This window comes from Leptothermofonsia sp. ETS-13 (assembly GCF_049200465.1).
Lineage (GTDB): Bacteria > Cyanobacteriota > Cyanobacteriia > Leptolyngbyales > Leptolyngbyaceae > Leptothermofonsia.
The window spans coordinates 3,568,107-3,583,028 of the sequence record NZ_CP120836.1 but is presented as its reverse complement, the minus strand read 5'-3'; the positions used below and the strand labels follow the sequence as shown (position 1 = coordinate 3,583,028).

Sequence of the window (14,922 nt, the reverse complement as noted above, 5' to 3'; positions counted from 1 at the left end):
AACCGTAAAGCCTAAAACCATTCAATCCCCTCAAACTGTTTCGCCGTCTCTGCCCGTGCTGCTTCTCCGCAGGTGCGGGGCGTCGGGAAAATTTTACCTGGGTTCGCAATGCCCTTGGGGTCAAACACCTGACGTACCCATTTCATCGTCTCCAGGTCTGCTTCTGTAAACATTTCGGGCATGTAACAACGCTTATCTGCCCCAATTCCGTGTTCACCCGAAATACTGCCGCCCACCTTTACGCACAGCTTGAGGATGGCTCCCCCCAGTTCTTCCACTGTTTCCAGCGCACCGGGAACGGCATTATCAAATAAAATCAGGGGATGCAGATTGCCATCTCCTGCATGGAATACATTTGCCACCCGGTAACCGTATCGTTCGCCCAGGGCCTCAATTTCCCTTAAAACGTATTCTAGTTTTGTGCGAGGAATCACCCCATCCTGCACGTAATAGTCGGGGCTAATTTTCCCCATAGCGGCAAAGGCGGCTTTCCGTCCTTTCCATAGAGTCAACCGCTCCTCCAGATCAGTGGCAATGCGGACGCTGCGGGCACCGTTCTGGTAACAAATGGCTTCTACCCGTTTGCTGTTTTCTTCGGCTTCCACTTCCAATCCATCCACTTCAACCAGCAAAACCGCTGCCGCATCACGGGGATAACAGTTGGTGAGAACCACATCTTCGACAGCATTAATGCTGAAGTTATCCATCATTTCCATGCCGCCGGGAATGATACCTGCACTGATGATGTCAGAAACTGTGGCTCCGGCTGCTTCGACGCTGGTAAAGTCTGCCAGTAAAACTCGAACTGATTCAGGCGTTTTCAGAATTTTAAGCGTAATCTCAGTGGCGATGCCCAGGGTACCTTCGGAACCGACAAATAACCCGGTCAGGTCATACCCTGGCATTTCTGGAATGGTTCCTCCCACATCCACAATGGAACCATTGGGTAACACTAGTTTTAGCCCCAGCACGTGGTTTGTGGTGACTCCGTATTTCAGGCAATGAACCCCGCCTGAATTTTCAGCGACGTTGCCACCGACAGAGCAAATGATCTGGCTGGAGGGGTCGGGGGCATAGTAAAAGCCGGCTCCACTCACAGCCTGGGTCACCCAGTTATTAATCACACCGGGCTGTACCACAATTCGCTGATTCTCCAGGTCAATCTCAAGAATACGCTTCATCAGCGCAGTCACAATCAGAACACAATCATCCGTGGGCAGGGCTCCCCCTGAAAGCCCGGTGCCAGAGCCACGGGCAACGAAGGAAATTTGATGGCGATCGCACACTTTCACCACTTCTGCCACCTCTTCGGTTGTCCGAGGCAACACCACCACAGCAGGGCGATTGCGGTAGCTGGTCAATCCATCACACTCATAAACCAGCAATTCTTCCTTACGCCGGATGACGTTAGGTTCGCCAATAATCGCCTCAAATTGCCGAATAATGGGTGACCAATCACGCTTTTTATCCTGAGTAAGCATAAAACTCTGGGGCTTGCAAGGAGTGAACTTAAAGAGTCGGTGAAGAATGGGTGAACCTTGATCAGGTTATGTTGACATTTGGGGGGAATATTGACTAAATATTAATCTTTAAGTGGTGACTTAATTTTTTTAAGAACAGCAGCACTTAAGATCCTTCTAAAGATCCAAGAGATCCTTCTAAAGATCCAAGATCCTTCTAAAGATCCACTCTAACGTTATCACCATCGGGATTTAATCAATGTCGGGGTTGATAAGTCTGGTCTGATTTGTGTTTCTGAAAACTACTCATATCTGAAAAGAGGGGGTAGAGTCATTACCAAGGTTAAACAGGAAAGTCGCTCGTTCATAGCCTGTTAATCCACTTTGTCTAATGGGCACGTGGAACAAGCCACTCCCTAAGCTGGAACTCAGGTATGCATAGAGTTATTGAGATGTGAGGATAATCTTTACAACTTAGGCTTAGCAAAAGACTGCAACTGTACCGAATACTTGCTCCTAACAAATTCGCCTGAAGGATGTTTCAAGGTCCATCAATTCCCTAATCCGTAAACATGAATAAGTATGGGATGTCCCTTGGTGTAGTTGCAATCCATTAAGCTTCAGGCGGGATGGGTTAAACTTCCCTAGTCCTATTCTAGATATAAGTCTCAGAGTTTAGGTCTCAAATTCCGGCACCGCAAGTCCGTTTCCAAATAGGACTGAAACAGTACATTACTGAAATACTGCAAATATCTGCTTTCTAAATCGTTAGACATTTCCCCTGAAACACCGGAAAGTCGTGATTTGAGCGATTTGAGAATTTCACCTTCAGAACGATTTGTCCGTATCAGTTCGGCTGCGATTCAAGGATCAATTAGGAGATCAAAGCCATGAGCCAGCGCATGAAAGTCTCGCTATCAGCAGGAAACTCAATTCCAGCTCAACCATCGAAAAAACAGGAAGCCTGGTTTAACCTGCTGTACCCGATTGAGGGAAGCGAGTTTGCCGCTCTGAAATTAGCAGAACTCTCAAAAACCCGCGAATTTCAACTGGGGGAGGCGCTTAACTTCCATAATTATTCCGATGCCAGAGAAGATTCTGTTCATTCTGAACATGCTGAACATGACACTCCCAATTTCTATCTAATTGCTCAGGGACGAGTGCGATTGCTTTGTTTTGATGCGGAACAGCAGCGCGAAGTTTCGGTCCAGGTGCTGAAAGAAACGGAAACCTTTGGCGCCGATCGCCTATTTGGCGCATCCCCCTTTCCTTACCGGGCGATTGCCGCCAGCCCAGGTCAGGTATTGCAGATTCCAGCGACAGCCCTCCTACCCTGGTTGGAACAGTTTCCCCAGCTTAACCAGCGATTGCAGCAGCAAGCTACGCAACGGCAGCGGTTGATTTTTTTCAAAACGTTGACAGCTTTGAAAACCCTCCCCAGCCATCAAATTCAGCAACTGTTGCCCTATCTAATGGAACGCACCATTCCCGCTGGGGAAACCCTGACTCAAGCCCTGGGAAATGAGGCAGGTTACTTCTGGCTGCGTCAGGGCGAAATCCAGGGGGGAGACAGTTATTCTCCTGGATTGGCTGTTGGAAGCGGGTGGAGTTACTCTGACAAAGTTTCTGAGGACTGGTCCGCTCAAACGGACGTACTGCTCTACTGCCTGCCAGCAGAACATTGGGAAACAGCAACCGCGATCGCCCCCGTTTTAGGGAATACCTCCCTGTCTGTACCCACCGCTACCCCCACCGCAGGGAACCCCTATCCTTCAACAATGGGGCAGCCTTACTCCATGCCCGCCTCTTCCTTGAGGCAGGATCACCTCCACAGGAATGGGGGGGCGATCGCGGGCGATCGAGAAATTTTGCTCATGCCCAATGGTGATGATTCAAATCGGCCAAATGAGGAGCCACCGCCCAACGTCACCTTTCCCCAGCCCCAAAAGCGGCGTCGCCCCAGGTTATGGCACCGCTACCCGTTTGTGGAACAGCAGAGTTCTTCCGATTGTGGAGTTGCCTGCCTGTCCATGATTGGCCTGTATTGGGGAAAACGCATGAGCATCAATGCCTTGCGGAATCTGGCAAACGTGGGGCGGTCTGGTACATCGCTAAAAAACCTGGCAAAAGCGGCAGAACAGGTTGGTTTCAATGCTCAGCCAGTGCGAGCGAACCTGCCCCCCCTGCTGGAACACCCTAATCCCTGGATTGCCCACTGGGAAGGCGATCACTATGTCGTTGTCTACCGAATTCGCGGTAACCCGGCTGACCCAAATTGCCGCATTTTGATTGCAGACCCTGCCCGTGGAAGACGAACACTCTCAAGGGATGACTTTCTCGCCCGTTGGACGGGGTTTGCCCTGTTGCTGGAACCCACCCATCATTTGCATGCCGTTGAATCCAATCAGGCTCAGTCGCTCTGGCATTTTGGGCGCTTGCTTACCCCTTATCGATCACTCCTCTGGCAAATCATTCTGCTTTCGTTGCTGATTCAGGTATTTGGGCTGATTACACCCCTGTTTACCCAGGTCATTCTGGACCAGATTGTGGTGCAGAAAAGCCTGCCCATGCTGCATGTGTTTGCGATCGGGCTGGTCTTGTTTAGCATCTGGCGGATTGGGCTGATGGGTGTGCGGCAATATTTGCTGGATTACTTTTCCAATCGGCTCGATCTGACACTGGTCAGCGGTTTCGTCAACCATGCTCTGCGGTTACCATTAAAGTTTTTTGAATCGCGCCAGGTGGGTGACATCATCACCCGAATTCAGGAGAACGAAAAAGTTCAGTTGTTTCTGGTGCGTCAGGCGGCATTGATCTGGCTCGATGCGCTGACGGCGATCGTTTACCTGGGGCTGATGTTTTATTACAACTGGAATTTAGCAGTTCTGGTTGTCTGCCTGATTCCACCGATTGTTGTGCTGGCACTAGCGGCCACTCCCCTGCTGAAACAGGTGTCACGGGAAATGTTTAGTGCAACGGCAGAGCAAAACTCCCTTGTCGTTGAAATGATGACGGGTATTGCAACGGTGAAATCGGTGGCGGCAGAACAGGAAGTCCGCTGGCGTTGGGAAGACCGCCTCACCGGAATGCTCAATGTGCGGTTTAAGGGACAAAAGCTGGCAAACAATCTCCAGATTACCAGCGGATTGATTAATGCCTTTGGCAGTGCCATGTTGTTGTGGTACGGTGCGACGCTGGTGATTCAAGACCAACTCACCATTGGACAATTTGTTGCCTTCAACATGATGATTGGTAGTGTTATCAATCCAGTACTGGCGGTGATTGGTGTTTGGGATGAGTTGCAGGAAGTCCTTATTTCTGTTGAACGGTTGAATGATGTCTTTTCCACTCAACCGGAAGAAAGCCCCAGTAAACCCATGCTGGTGCTCCCTCCCATTCAGGGAGAGGTTCGATTTGAGGATGTTTCGTTTAGCTATGATGCAACGGACGATCGCAACATCCTGCAAAATCTTTCCTTTGAGGTCCATGCCGGTGAAACTATTGCCATCGTTGGGCGGAGTGGTTCGGGTAAAACCACCCTGGTGAAATTACTCCAGGGTTTATATCATCCCAACCGGGGGCGCATTTTGATCGATGGGCACGATATTCGGCATGTGTCTCCACCTTCGCTGCGATCGCAGCTGGGTGTGGTACCCCAGGAAACCTTCCTGTTCTCTGGCACCATTCTGGAAAACATTCAACTCTATCGCTCAGAATTTAGCCTAGGACAGGTGATAGAGGTGGCCAAACTGGCCGAAGCCCACACCTTTATTCAAGATCTGCCCCTAGGATACAACACCAAAGTGGGTGAACGAGGTTCAAACCTTTCAGGTGGGCAGCGACAGCGCATCGCTATTGCCCGCGCCCTGCTGGATAACCCGGCGATACTGATTCTGGATGAGGCTACCAGTTCTCTCGACACCGAGTCAGAACGGCGCTTTCAAGAAAATTTGGCTCGTATCAGCCACAATCGCACCACTTTTATCATTGCCCACCGTCTTGCTACCGTTCAGCATGCAGATCGCATTCTGTTACTGGATCGAGGAGTGCTGGTTGAGCAGGGAACCCATGAGGAACTCATTGCCTTAAACGGACTGTATTATCACCTGGCTCAGCAACAGCTCAATCTTTAACCTGGCATTAATCCAGAAAACTGCCAAATTGGCAACGTTAAGCAAACTTGAAAACTACTATAGGAGAAAGTAGAAACACAAAACCTCACTAAATCAGGTTCCAGTTTAGGTCTCTGTCTAATTAATGTCTGAACTGTCAGCACTAAATATCTTTGCAACTCAGTACCAAAATTAAGACGGACATTAGATATCCAAGCAAGTAAGTGGCTACACAAGCTTTTCCACGCTTTCTCTAAATCAATAATGGCTGGCTCAACTCAATCCATAATGTGCTCACCCCATGATAATTTCCGCAGGTTCCAAAATTTCTCACAATTTTGGTTGGCGATCGCAACAATAATTCGAACAAACCAGTAGTTCGAACAAACCAGTAGTTGGTAAATGTTTGGTGGCAGGCGTTTCCCCACGCCCCACATCCCTCTCAAACAACTAACAGCTAACAATTCGCTCCCATCAGGTTATGCCTATGCTACTTGCCCCTAAAAGCAAACCTCAGAATCTTGCCTCTCAACCTCAGGTTGTTTCAACAAAAACGGACCACTGGTCACCCGCCCTGCAAACAGTCCTGGAACATCCTCCCGCAACCTTGCCCACCCGCCTGGCCCTGGGTGGAACGGCCTTTTTCCTGATTTGTGCGGCCTGGGCCTGGTTTGGGCATATTGACCAGACCGCAAAAGCTTCTGGCAAACTCATTCCTCAGGATGAGGTTTTTAAGGTTCAGCCCGTTGAGTCTGGAAAAGTGATTGCCGTTGCAGTCAAAGAAGGGCAAGCAGTCAAAGCTGGACAGGTACTGATGGAATTGGATACCGAAATTGTCAGCAAGGAAGTGGAACGCCTGCGAGAACAGTTAAATGCTCACCGCACTGAACTTGATCAGGTGCAAACGTTGTTAAACAAAACCCAACTTCAAGCCCAAACCAAAGCGGCGATCGCGGAGACAGAAATCCAGGCTCAGAAGGTAGCTGTTGCTAAAGCAGAAGCTACCGCTGACAGTAATGAAGCCTTGCTTTCCCAACTTGAGGAAGATGCTGCTGCTCAAAGGGTGCGCCTGGAGCGATTGCAATCTCTCAGGGAAGAGGGGGCTATTTCTCAGGAGAGCCTGTTTGAGGTGGAACAACGGTTGCGCGATCGCCAGCGCACCATCACCGAAAGCCAGGGCACCCTGAAACGGACCCTGGCCGAAGTAAATCGCCTGGAAGTTGGTTTAAACCAGAAGCAAACCGAGGCACAACAGGCACATCTAGAAGCCCAGCAACAAGTTCAACAACTGGCAATGCGGGTAAGCGAAATCCAATCCCAAATTAAGGAAACCCAGTTGCTGCTGGATGCCGCCAAAGCAAGACTGAAACAGCATTTCCTTTACGCGCCTGTCGATGGTGTTGTGTTATCACTCAATGTGCGTCAGAGCGGCGAAGTGGTGCAACCCAAACAAACCCTGGTTGAAATTGCACCAGAAGGTAAACCTCTGGTATTGACTGCCCTCCTCCCCAACCAGGAAGCAGGCTTTGTCAGAACAGGAATGCCTGTTCAAGTAAAGCTAGATGCTTACCCTTACCAGGATTATGGGATCGTGCCTGGGCAGGTAGCCTTCATATCACCCGACAGCAAGTTGGATAGCCAGATGGGACAGGTTTATCAGGTCAAAGTTACCCTCTCCCGCAGCAGTATTAACACACGCGGGCAAACCATTCAGTTTAAACCAGGGCAAACGGCGACAGCTGAAATCGTCACCCGTCGTCGTCGGATTGCCGATGTGCTTCTGGATCCGCTGAAAAAGCTGCGAGGTGGTATCAATCTGTAGGTTCAAATCCAGCCACAGGGTGGGCACCATCCAGCACCCTTAACTTAGTGCTATTCAGCAATAGTTTTCAAACTCAAGTCAACCTTATTCACGGAGAGGACAAGAGCATGAATCAACAGATTCTTTGTTCTGAAAGCTCCCAAAGGGGCATCGATAGAGCTATGACAGCTGAACAGTTTACTCAGGTCATTGAAGCAATTTTGGCAGGTAAGTATTCCTGGGCCTGCGTTTTGATTTTGCGATTTGCCGGGTATAATCCGCTACACTACATTCCCTACCGAACCTACAATCGCCTGGTTAAGGAAAATAACAATTTAAGAAAGCCAGAACCTCAGGGGACCGATAGAGTTGATAACCGTTTCTATACAAGTACAAATACTAATTTTGAGAAACAGCCTTCTAAAAATTGTTTAAATCAGCTTAAGGATTTAGCGTATCTAGAACTTATAAACCCCGATCCACCACAAATTCAGGAAACTGGTCAAGGGCTTTCCCAAATTCGTGGAGGTAGCTTTAGTCAATGGTTGACTCGTAGAATTTCGGATTTCTGGTCGGCCCCAAACTAATACAGCTCTACGCGGGTGCGTTAGGACACTGGAATTAGAGAGGGAGTGGGGGCTTCGCCCCCAGCCAGGGGTGGAACCCCTGCACCCTGTCCTAACTATAATGACTACCGCTATATCGATTTAAGCAATGATTTAAGCAATGTTGATGGTAAGGTCTCGATGGAGAGGCCAGGAGTCAGAATCAATCCTTCTTCTAGCTCTTGCTTCTCTGTACCCATCCCTCCGATTTTCTATAGCTCTGTTGCTAGGTCGCTTAGGACATTGGCTTTAAGCGAGTGTGAGGGTTTTGCCCCCCAGCCAGGAGGTCTACTTCTGCACCCCGCCCTAAACCTAGTAGCTAAAGCTATAGTAATTTTTTAGTGAGTTTTTTAGTGAGTCACTCGGCAGGAAGATCACCATTTTTTAAGGTGATTGCCTAATAAGATGGCTGACTAAGCGACCACTTTGGCTTCGGCAGACAAGTAATGGTTACAACCATAGCAAGTGATCTACTAGTAGAGCAAGTGATCTACTAGCCTTTCAGTTTGAGAATTTTTACCGCTACGGCCAGGCTTTCTTCGTAGAGAACTTCTCGCCCCCCAGCGCTGCAATTGCTGGCTGAGCAGAAATTCTGCTTTCTGATCATTAATGGCAGTCACCATTTCGGTACGGGCGGCCTGGGCACTCCCTCCCGCTTCCATACGCATACAGCCTATGGTCTCTGAGCAAAGAATGGTGCTGCAGTTGGCATTCTTGTTTGTAGAGGCCAGGCGTAAACCAATTAGATCACCAATGATTTCACCAGCATCGGCTATCGGAATAGCCGCCAGTTCAGCTTCAATTTCTCGCTGGTTGTGCCCTTTGAATTTGACGTGTTTAAGGTCGTAGTCTCCTCCGGTCTCCTGGTAAGAGACCGGTTCCCAATTCAAACGGCTGGCAATCCAGCTAAGGAACATGAGGGCCTGGGCAGCATTGCCTTTTTCGTAATCGATCATGACGCGATCAATTTCACCAATGTCTGCACGGCGTTCGGGCGGATCAAAGGTTTCTGCCGTCAATTCCTGCCAGGGAAGCAGGCGGTGCCAGTTGAGGTCGGCTACTGAAATGCCTCGATCAATCAGGTCCTGGATTTTGAGGAACTCTGATTCAGGATCGCTGAAATAGCTGGAATCCATGATGATGCAGTGGCAAACCTCTACAACTTTCTTGAATAGCTCCTGTTCTGGGTTTGGAGTGGCTTTCCACCAGACAAATTTGGGCAGGTTAGGAATGAACAGGGAGGTGACCAGATCGCCGACCCGGTTGAGGGCTTCTTTGGTTCCCCGCAGGGTAATGTACTCGGAACAGATGAGATTGTCTCCGGTCACTTTTTGGACCGGGCAATAGGCCGAAACCTGGGCGGTTACGCCTTTATCTTCTCCCAGAGTGGGGCAGAGGGTGATGATTCGACGCGGATTCAGGGCGGAGATCGCATCATTAATGCTGAAACCCCTCAAATTAGGGTTGGAGATTGTCATCCGTTCTGAGGGCAGTTTAGCAACCTCCTGCCGTAAGCGGGTGAGGGTTTGAGCATCTACCCGTCCTGTAATCGGTAGCCCATAGGTCTTCTGGGCTTCATTCACCGCTGCTTTCGTCAACGGCCCATGAATTCCATCAACGGGCCCCTGATAGAATCCCAGAATCGCCAGCAATTGCTGAAACTCTTCCGGTTCGTAGACAACCATGCAAAATGTGGAGGCTCTCGTAGCAATTAGAGCGGCGTTATCTCCACTCTGACTGTTCCAGATCGAATTCAGCTCTTCCTCAATCTCATGGAGGGAAATATCCTTTGGTTTTTGGAGGGCAACAACAGAAGTTGGAGTCATAGGTTTGTTGTCTCAGTTGTCAATGGTTGATTGCAGTTGTCAGTTCATGGGTTCCTTGGTCTTGGGCATTCGTCTCCAGGTGCTTGCGATCGCTGTTATCCTTGCTCAACACTTCACCACTACAGCCTGCGCCACTTACGACCATCTCGATTCAACAGCAACTCCGCCTCGACGGGTCCCCAGGTTCCGGCTTCATACAGAGGAATGGAGTCGGGAGAAGTGGGAGCATCCCACGCCTGTAGCAACGGAGTTAAGATGCGCCAGGAAGCTTCAACTTCGTCCCCTCGGGTAAATAGAGTCTGATCCCCCAACATACAGTCAACCAGAAGTCGAGCATAGGCATCGGTATTAGGTTGACCAAAGGCACTTTCATAGCGGAAGTTCATATCAACTGGGCGGGTGCGTAGTGAGTTACCAGGAGTTTTTACATCAAAGCGGAGAGAAATTCCTTCATCCGGCTGAATTCTGAGGGCCAGGACGTTGGGATTCAACTGTTGTGCCGCCGACTGAAACATCATGAACGGCACTTCCTTAAACTGAATCGCGATTTCTGAAACCTTCTTAGGCATCCGTTTGCCCGTCCGCATATAGATAGGGACTCCCTTCCAGCGCCAGTTGTCAATGTAGAGTTTTAGCGCTGCGTAGGTGGGTGTAGTCGAGGTAGGAGAAGCCCCTTCTTCTTCGCGGTAGCCTGGGATCGCTTGCCCCTTCATCCAGCCAGCGGTGTATTGTCCACGGGTTGCGGTATTGACCAAATCTTCCACATCTGCCAGGCGCGTTGCCTGCAACACCTTCACCTTTTCGCCTCGAATACTGTCAGCATCCAGAGAGTTGGGAGCCTCCATCGCCGTTAGACAAAACAATTGCATCAGGTGGTTTTGCACCATATCCCGCAGGGCTCCAGCGGTTTCATAGTAACCTGCCCGTCCTTCCAGCCCAACGGTTTCAGCAACCGTAATTTGAATGTGATCAACAAATTGGCGATTCCATAAAGGCTCAAAAATAGCATTGGCAAACCGGAACACCATCAGATTTTGGACGGTTTCTTTTCCCAGATAATGGTCGATCCGGTAAACCTGCCGCTCATCGCACACTTTGCGAACAATCCGATTAAGTGCCTGAGCAGAGTTGAGATCCCGTCCAAAGGGTTTCTCGATAACCAGTCGATGCTTTTTAGGATTGTCAATCATCCCAGCTGCCCCAAGCTGAAGAATGGCTTCCGAAAAGAACTTGGGCGCAACGGAAAGGTAGAAAACCCGATTGCCACGGGTTCCCCGCTGTTCATCCAGTGTTGCCAGAAAATTTTTCAGCTTCTGGTAGCTGTGGGGATCATCCATGTCGGCAGAGCAGTAGTAAAGCCCCCTGGCAAACTCGTTCCAAACCACTTCGGAACCCAGACCACTACCAAACTGTTCAATTCCTTCGCGCATATGCTCGCGGAAGAAGTCATGAGACCAGTCGCGCCGGGCAACACCCACAATAGTCAATTCCGGCGGTAGTCGTCGCTCTCGCTTCATCTGATAAAGTGCGGGAACAAGTTTACGCTGGGTCAGGTCACCCGATGCGCCAAAGATCACGAGAATTTGTGGTTCGGGGATGCGGTCTTGCTGTAAGCCAACGCGGAAGGGATTTTCTAGAAGTGCAACCATAGATGGGGGAGTGGAGTAAGGAGGAAGAGTCGTTAGTTGTTGGTTAAACCGTGGCTAGCTGATTGGCTTTGTCTTCCAGGGATTGCATGAGGGAGTTGAAGGGCTGAATGAATTTATCAATACCTTCGTTCAGGAGATGGTCCATGACTTGATCTAAATCGATGTTGATGGTGGGGTCTTTGAGGCTCTCGATTAATTGGTAGGCATCATCGATATTGCTTTCGATGCGGTTGGCCACATTACAGTGATCGAAACACGCTTCAATGGTAGAGGGTGGTAGCGTATTGACTGTATCAGGCCCTACCAATTCGTCAACGTACATGACATCGCTGTAATTAGGGTTTTTGGTGCTGGTGCTTGCCCAGAGGAGACGCTGAACGTTGGCACCTTTGGCGGCAAGAGCTTGCCAGCGATCGCTCTGGATGATTTCTTTATACTCCTGATAAGCAATTTTGGCGTTGGCGATCGCGACCTTGCCTTCAATCGCTCTCAGTTTGTCAGCGATTTCAGGGGAGTCAGTGTTTTTAATCTTTGCCTCGAGTATATCATCCACCATGGAGTCAATTCGGCTGAGGAAAAAGCTTGCAACCGAGGCAATTTTGTTGATACTCTCACCGTTGGCAACCCGCTTCTCTAAACCGCGAATATAGGCCCAGGCGGCCTCGACGTAGCTTTGAACCGAGAACAGCAGCGTAATGTTGACATTGATTCCTTCGCTGATGGCCTGTTCAACAGCCGGTAACCCTTCTGGTGTACCAGGAATTTTGATCATCACATTTGGGCGACCGATTTCCCGGTAGTAGCGGCGGGCTTCCCGAATGGTGGACTCGGTATCACGGGCGATATTAGGAGGGACTTCGATGCTGACGTAGCCATCTAAGCCATCAGACTCTTCATAGACCGATGCAAAAATGTCGCAGGCGTTGCGAATGTCGTCAAAGATGAGCGATTCATAGATCTCCAGCAGAGGTTTGCCTGCTTTGATTCCGGCTTCGATGTCGGCGTCGTAGATTTTGTTTCCGGCGATCGCCTTCTCAAAAATTGCTGGGTTAGAGGTGATCCCCCGCAATCCACGGGTTTCAATCATCCGCTTTAATTCACCTGATTGAATCAGGTCACGGGTCAAATTATCCATCCAGATACTCTGACCAAGGGCTTGAATTTCCTGTAAGGGATTTGCAGTCATTACCTATGCTCCGAACGGTTGTTGACGGTTAGTAGTTAGGGAAGGGCGTGGGGAATGGAGTGATGAGGGGGATGGGGGATGGAGTTTTGAGTTTCAAGTTTTGAGTTTTAAGCTCTGATACCTGGCACATGGCTCTCGGCCCGCTGCTTTAACCCCCTTTCCCCTATAACCTCTCCTGATTAACGGGATGCAGCAAACTTCTCTTCTCGTTCCCTCGCTTTGTCCTGGATAAAAGATTCCACCAGGGCAACATCATCCGTACTACCGATGATGAGTGGCGTACGGGCATGAAGTTTATCTGGAACCACATCCAAAATCTCCTGAGTTCCAGTACTAGCACGCCCACCAGCCTGTTCAATCAGGAAGGCGAGGGGAGCAGTTTCATAAAGCAACCGCAATTTGCCCTCTGGCTTTTTGAGTGTGCCGGGATAGAGAAAGACACCCCCCTGAAACAAAATGCGGTGGATATCTCCAACCAGGGCTCCGCTATACCGGGCGGTGTAGCCCTCATGACGATGGACGTAGCGGATGTAGTCTCGAATTGACTCATCCCACTGCCAGAAGTTACCTTCGTTAACACTGTAGATCGGTCCGTGCTGGGGAATTTGCACATTCTCGTTAGAAAGAATGAACTCCCCCAGACTGGGGTCCAGAGTGAAGGCATGAACACCCTTACCGATGGAATAAACCAGGATAGTGCTGGGTCCATAGAGAATGTAACCAGCCGCGATTTGCTTCCGCCCGTTTTGCAGCAAATCCCTGGCAGCGCCATCGGTATCTTCTCCTTCCTGCTGACGAATCGAAAAAATGGAGCCGACATTAAGATTGATGTCTACGTTGGAGGAACCATCGATTGGGTCATAGAGCAGGGTATAACGACCAATCGGGCAGTTTTCCGGAATGTAGTAAGGGTTTTCCATCTCTTCAGAGGCAAGACGGCAAACAAGACCGCTTTGCTTGAAGGCTGAAATAAAGACCTCATTGGCATAAACGTCCATTTTCTTCACAGACTCACCCTGGACATTGACTTCACCTGTGAAGCCAAGTACCCCTTCCATTAACCCGGCCCGGCTGAGGCGGCGGGCAATGAGTTTGCCTGCGAGGGCAATGCGATTCATCAATGCACTCAGGTCTTGCGCATCGGGACCAAAGTTTTGCAGTTGCTGGAACACATGGCGGGACAACGTGGTGCAGTCACGATCCAGAGCCAGTTCATGATCTAGAGGTTGGTAGGCATCCACCATCGTTTTCTTCTCCCTCTTTGTATCGGGCTTGACCTGCTTTTTCTCCAGGTTACTGATGCCTGAATTTGCTACCTCCTATCTTAGGTAGGCAATTTTGGAATGGCGGTTAACTTTAGGTGAACTAAAGAAACTGAAATTTTGTTAGGTATCTCAACATATCTAAAGGAGGATTCTTGTTGTAGGGAAAATCCTCAACCTGGTCATTTGCATTCACATTTGTATTCATCAGATGCTCTGGAGGCGGTCTCATCCCCAGTTTAGCGTGCTGACTCAAAGGATTGCCAATCAGTTGAACAAGCCCTCAGGGAAATTAATTCATGCCAATTTAGAGTTGCTCTTTCAAGCAGTTTCTAAGCAACAGAAAGCAGGCTTTGTTCGTGGCGTAATGATGATTATCGCTCTGATTTTCTGTCAGAAAAAACTGGTCAAAGTTTAGTGGCCAAGTGAAGCATTGAGCACACTCACTTTTGCAAAAGGGTCCATAGCAATCTTATTTGGATTGTGGGAAGTACCCTGGGGTTAATTTGTAAGAGGTCTCTATCGGCAAATTCAGAATCGTACTGAAATCATCTGCGATCGCTCCCTCATTGCTTACTACTGCGATCGCTAGTAAGGAAAAAGCAAAGGGCGGAAGGAGGGGATGGGGGGATGGGGCGGTGATGAATGTAAAGGGCTGTCACTCTATCACCCCATCACCCCTCATCACTTTATTCATCCACTCATCTACTCCTCCCCCCTTTACCCCTCCACTCCTGCCCAAGTTTATAGCCAAAAAAATTGCCTGACCCTTAATAAGCCCCCAGGATCAGGCAGTCTACCTGTAAGGACGCTTCTTAGCCGAAAAAGCTAAACAAACATAGTTGCCCCCCTATAATTGCTCAGCTCTTCCGAAAGCGTTCCTCAGATATATTTAGATTTTGGTACTTTATAGTATCCAAAACCATCCGACATAGTACTAAATTTTATTCAAAGATGGATTGAAATTTTTAGCCTTTCTTCCGTAAATTTACGTCCCTTCTTGAAGGCGTAAGATCCAGCA

Annotated in this window: 8 protein-coding genes; 3 read left to right on the top strand and 5 right to left on the bottom strand. The window is 49.3% G+C overall.

The window, feature by feature from the left end; all coding sequences use genetic code 11:
- Positions 1-11: 11 nt before the first annotated feature.
- Complete coding sequence (gene glcD, locus P4D80_RS16235; RefSeq protein ID WP_421655041.1) at positions 12-1,481, bottom strand: glycolate oxidase subunit GlcD; 1,470 nt, start codon at positions 1,479-1,481, stop codon at positions 12-14.
- 869 nt (positions 1,482-2,350) lie between these two features.
- Between glcD and P4D80_RS16230 the strand changes: the two genes are divergently transcribed.
- From P4D80_RS16230 to P4D80_RS16220, 3 genes are all read left to right on the top strand, one after another.
- Entirely contained in the window at positions 2,351-5,593 is a 3,243-nt protein-coding gene (locus tag P4D80_RS16230; protein ID WP_421655040.1) for an ABC transporter transmembrane domain-containing protein, read from the top strand.
- Positions 5,594-6,059: 466 nt separating this feature from the next.
- Positions 6,060-7,394 (top strand): HlyD family type I secretion periplasmic adaptor subunit, encoded by a 1,335-nt coding sequence (locus P4D80_RS16225; protein WP_421655039.1) that lies wholly within the window; start codon positions 6,060-6,062, stop codon positions 7,392-7,394.
- A gap of 107 nt (positions 7,395-7,501) precedes the next feature.
- Positions 7,502-7,960 carry a HetP family heterocyst commitment protein gene (locus P4D80_RS16220; RefSeq protein ID WP_421655038.1) on the top strand — a complete coding sequence of 153 codons (459 nt, stop codon included), beginning with the start codon at positions 7,502-7,504 and terminating at the stop codon, positions 7,958-7,960.
- A 491-nt stretch (positions 7,961-8,451) separates the two neighbouring features.
- On the opposite strand, the gene opcA is transcribed toward P4D80_RS16220, so the two are convergent.
- From opcA to fbp, 4 genes are all read right to left on the bottom strand, one after another.
- Complete coding sequence (gene opcA / locus P4D80_RS16215; protein WP_421655037.1) at positions 8,452-9,804, bottom strand: glucose-6-phosphate dehydrogenase assembly protein OpcA; 1,353 nt, start codon at positions 9,802-9,804, stop codon at positions 8,452-8,454.
- Between the two features lie 119 nt (positions 9,805-9,923).
- Positions 9,924-11,453: a glucose-6-phosphate dehydrogenase gene (gene zwf, locus P4D80_RS16210; protein WP_421655036.1), complete on the bottom strand. Its 1,530-nt coding sequence runs from the start codon at positions 11,451-11,453 to the stop codon at positions 9,924-9,926.
- A 43-nt stretch (positions 11,454-11,496) separates the two neighbouring features.
- Positions 11,497-12,639: a transaldolase gene (gene tal, locus P4D80_RS16205; RefSeq protein WP_421655035.1), complete on the bottom strand. Its 1,143-nt coding sequence runs from the start codon at positions 12,637-12,639 to the stop codon at positions 11,497-11,499.
- A gap of 179 nt (positions 12,640-12,818) precedes the next feature.
- Entirely contained in the window at positions 12,819-13,883 is a 1,065-nt protein-coding gene (gene fbp / locus P4D80_RS16200; protein WP_421655034.1) for a class 1 fructose-bisphosphatase, read from the bottom strand.
- Between the last annotated feature and the right edge of the window lie 1,039 nt (positions 13,884-14,922).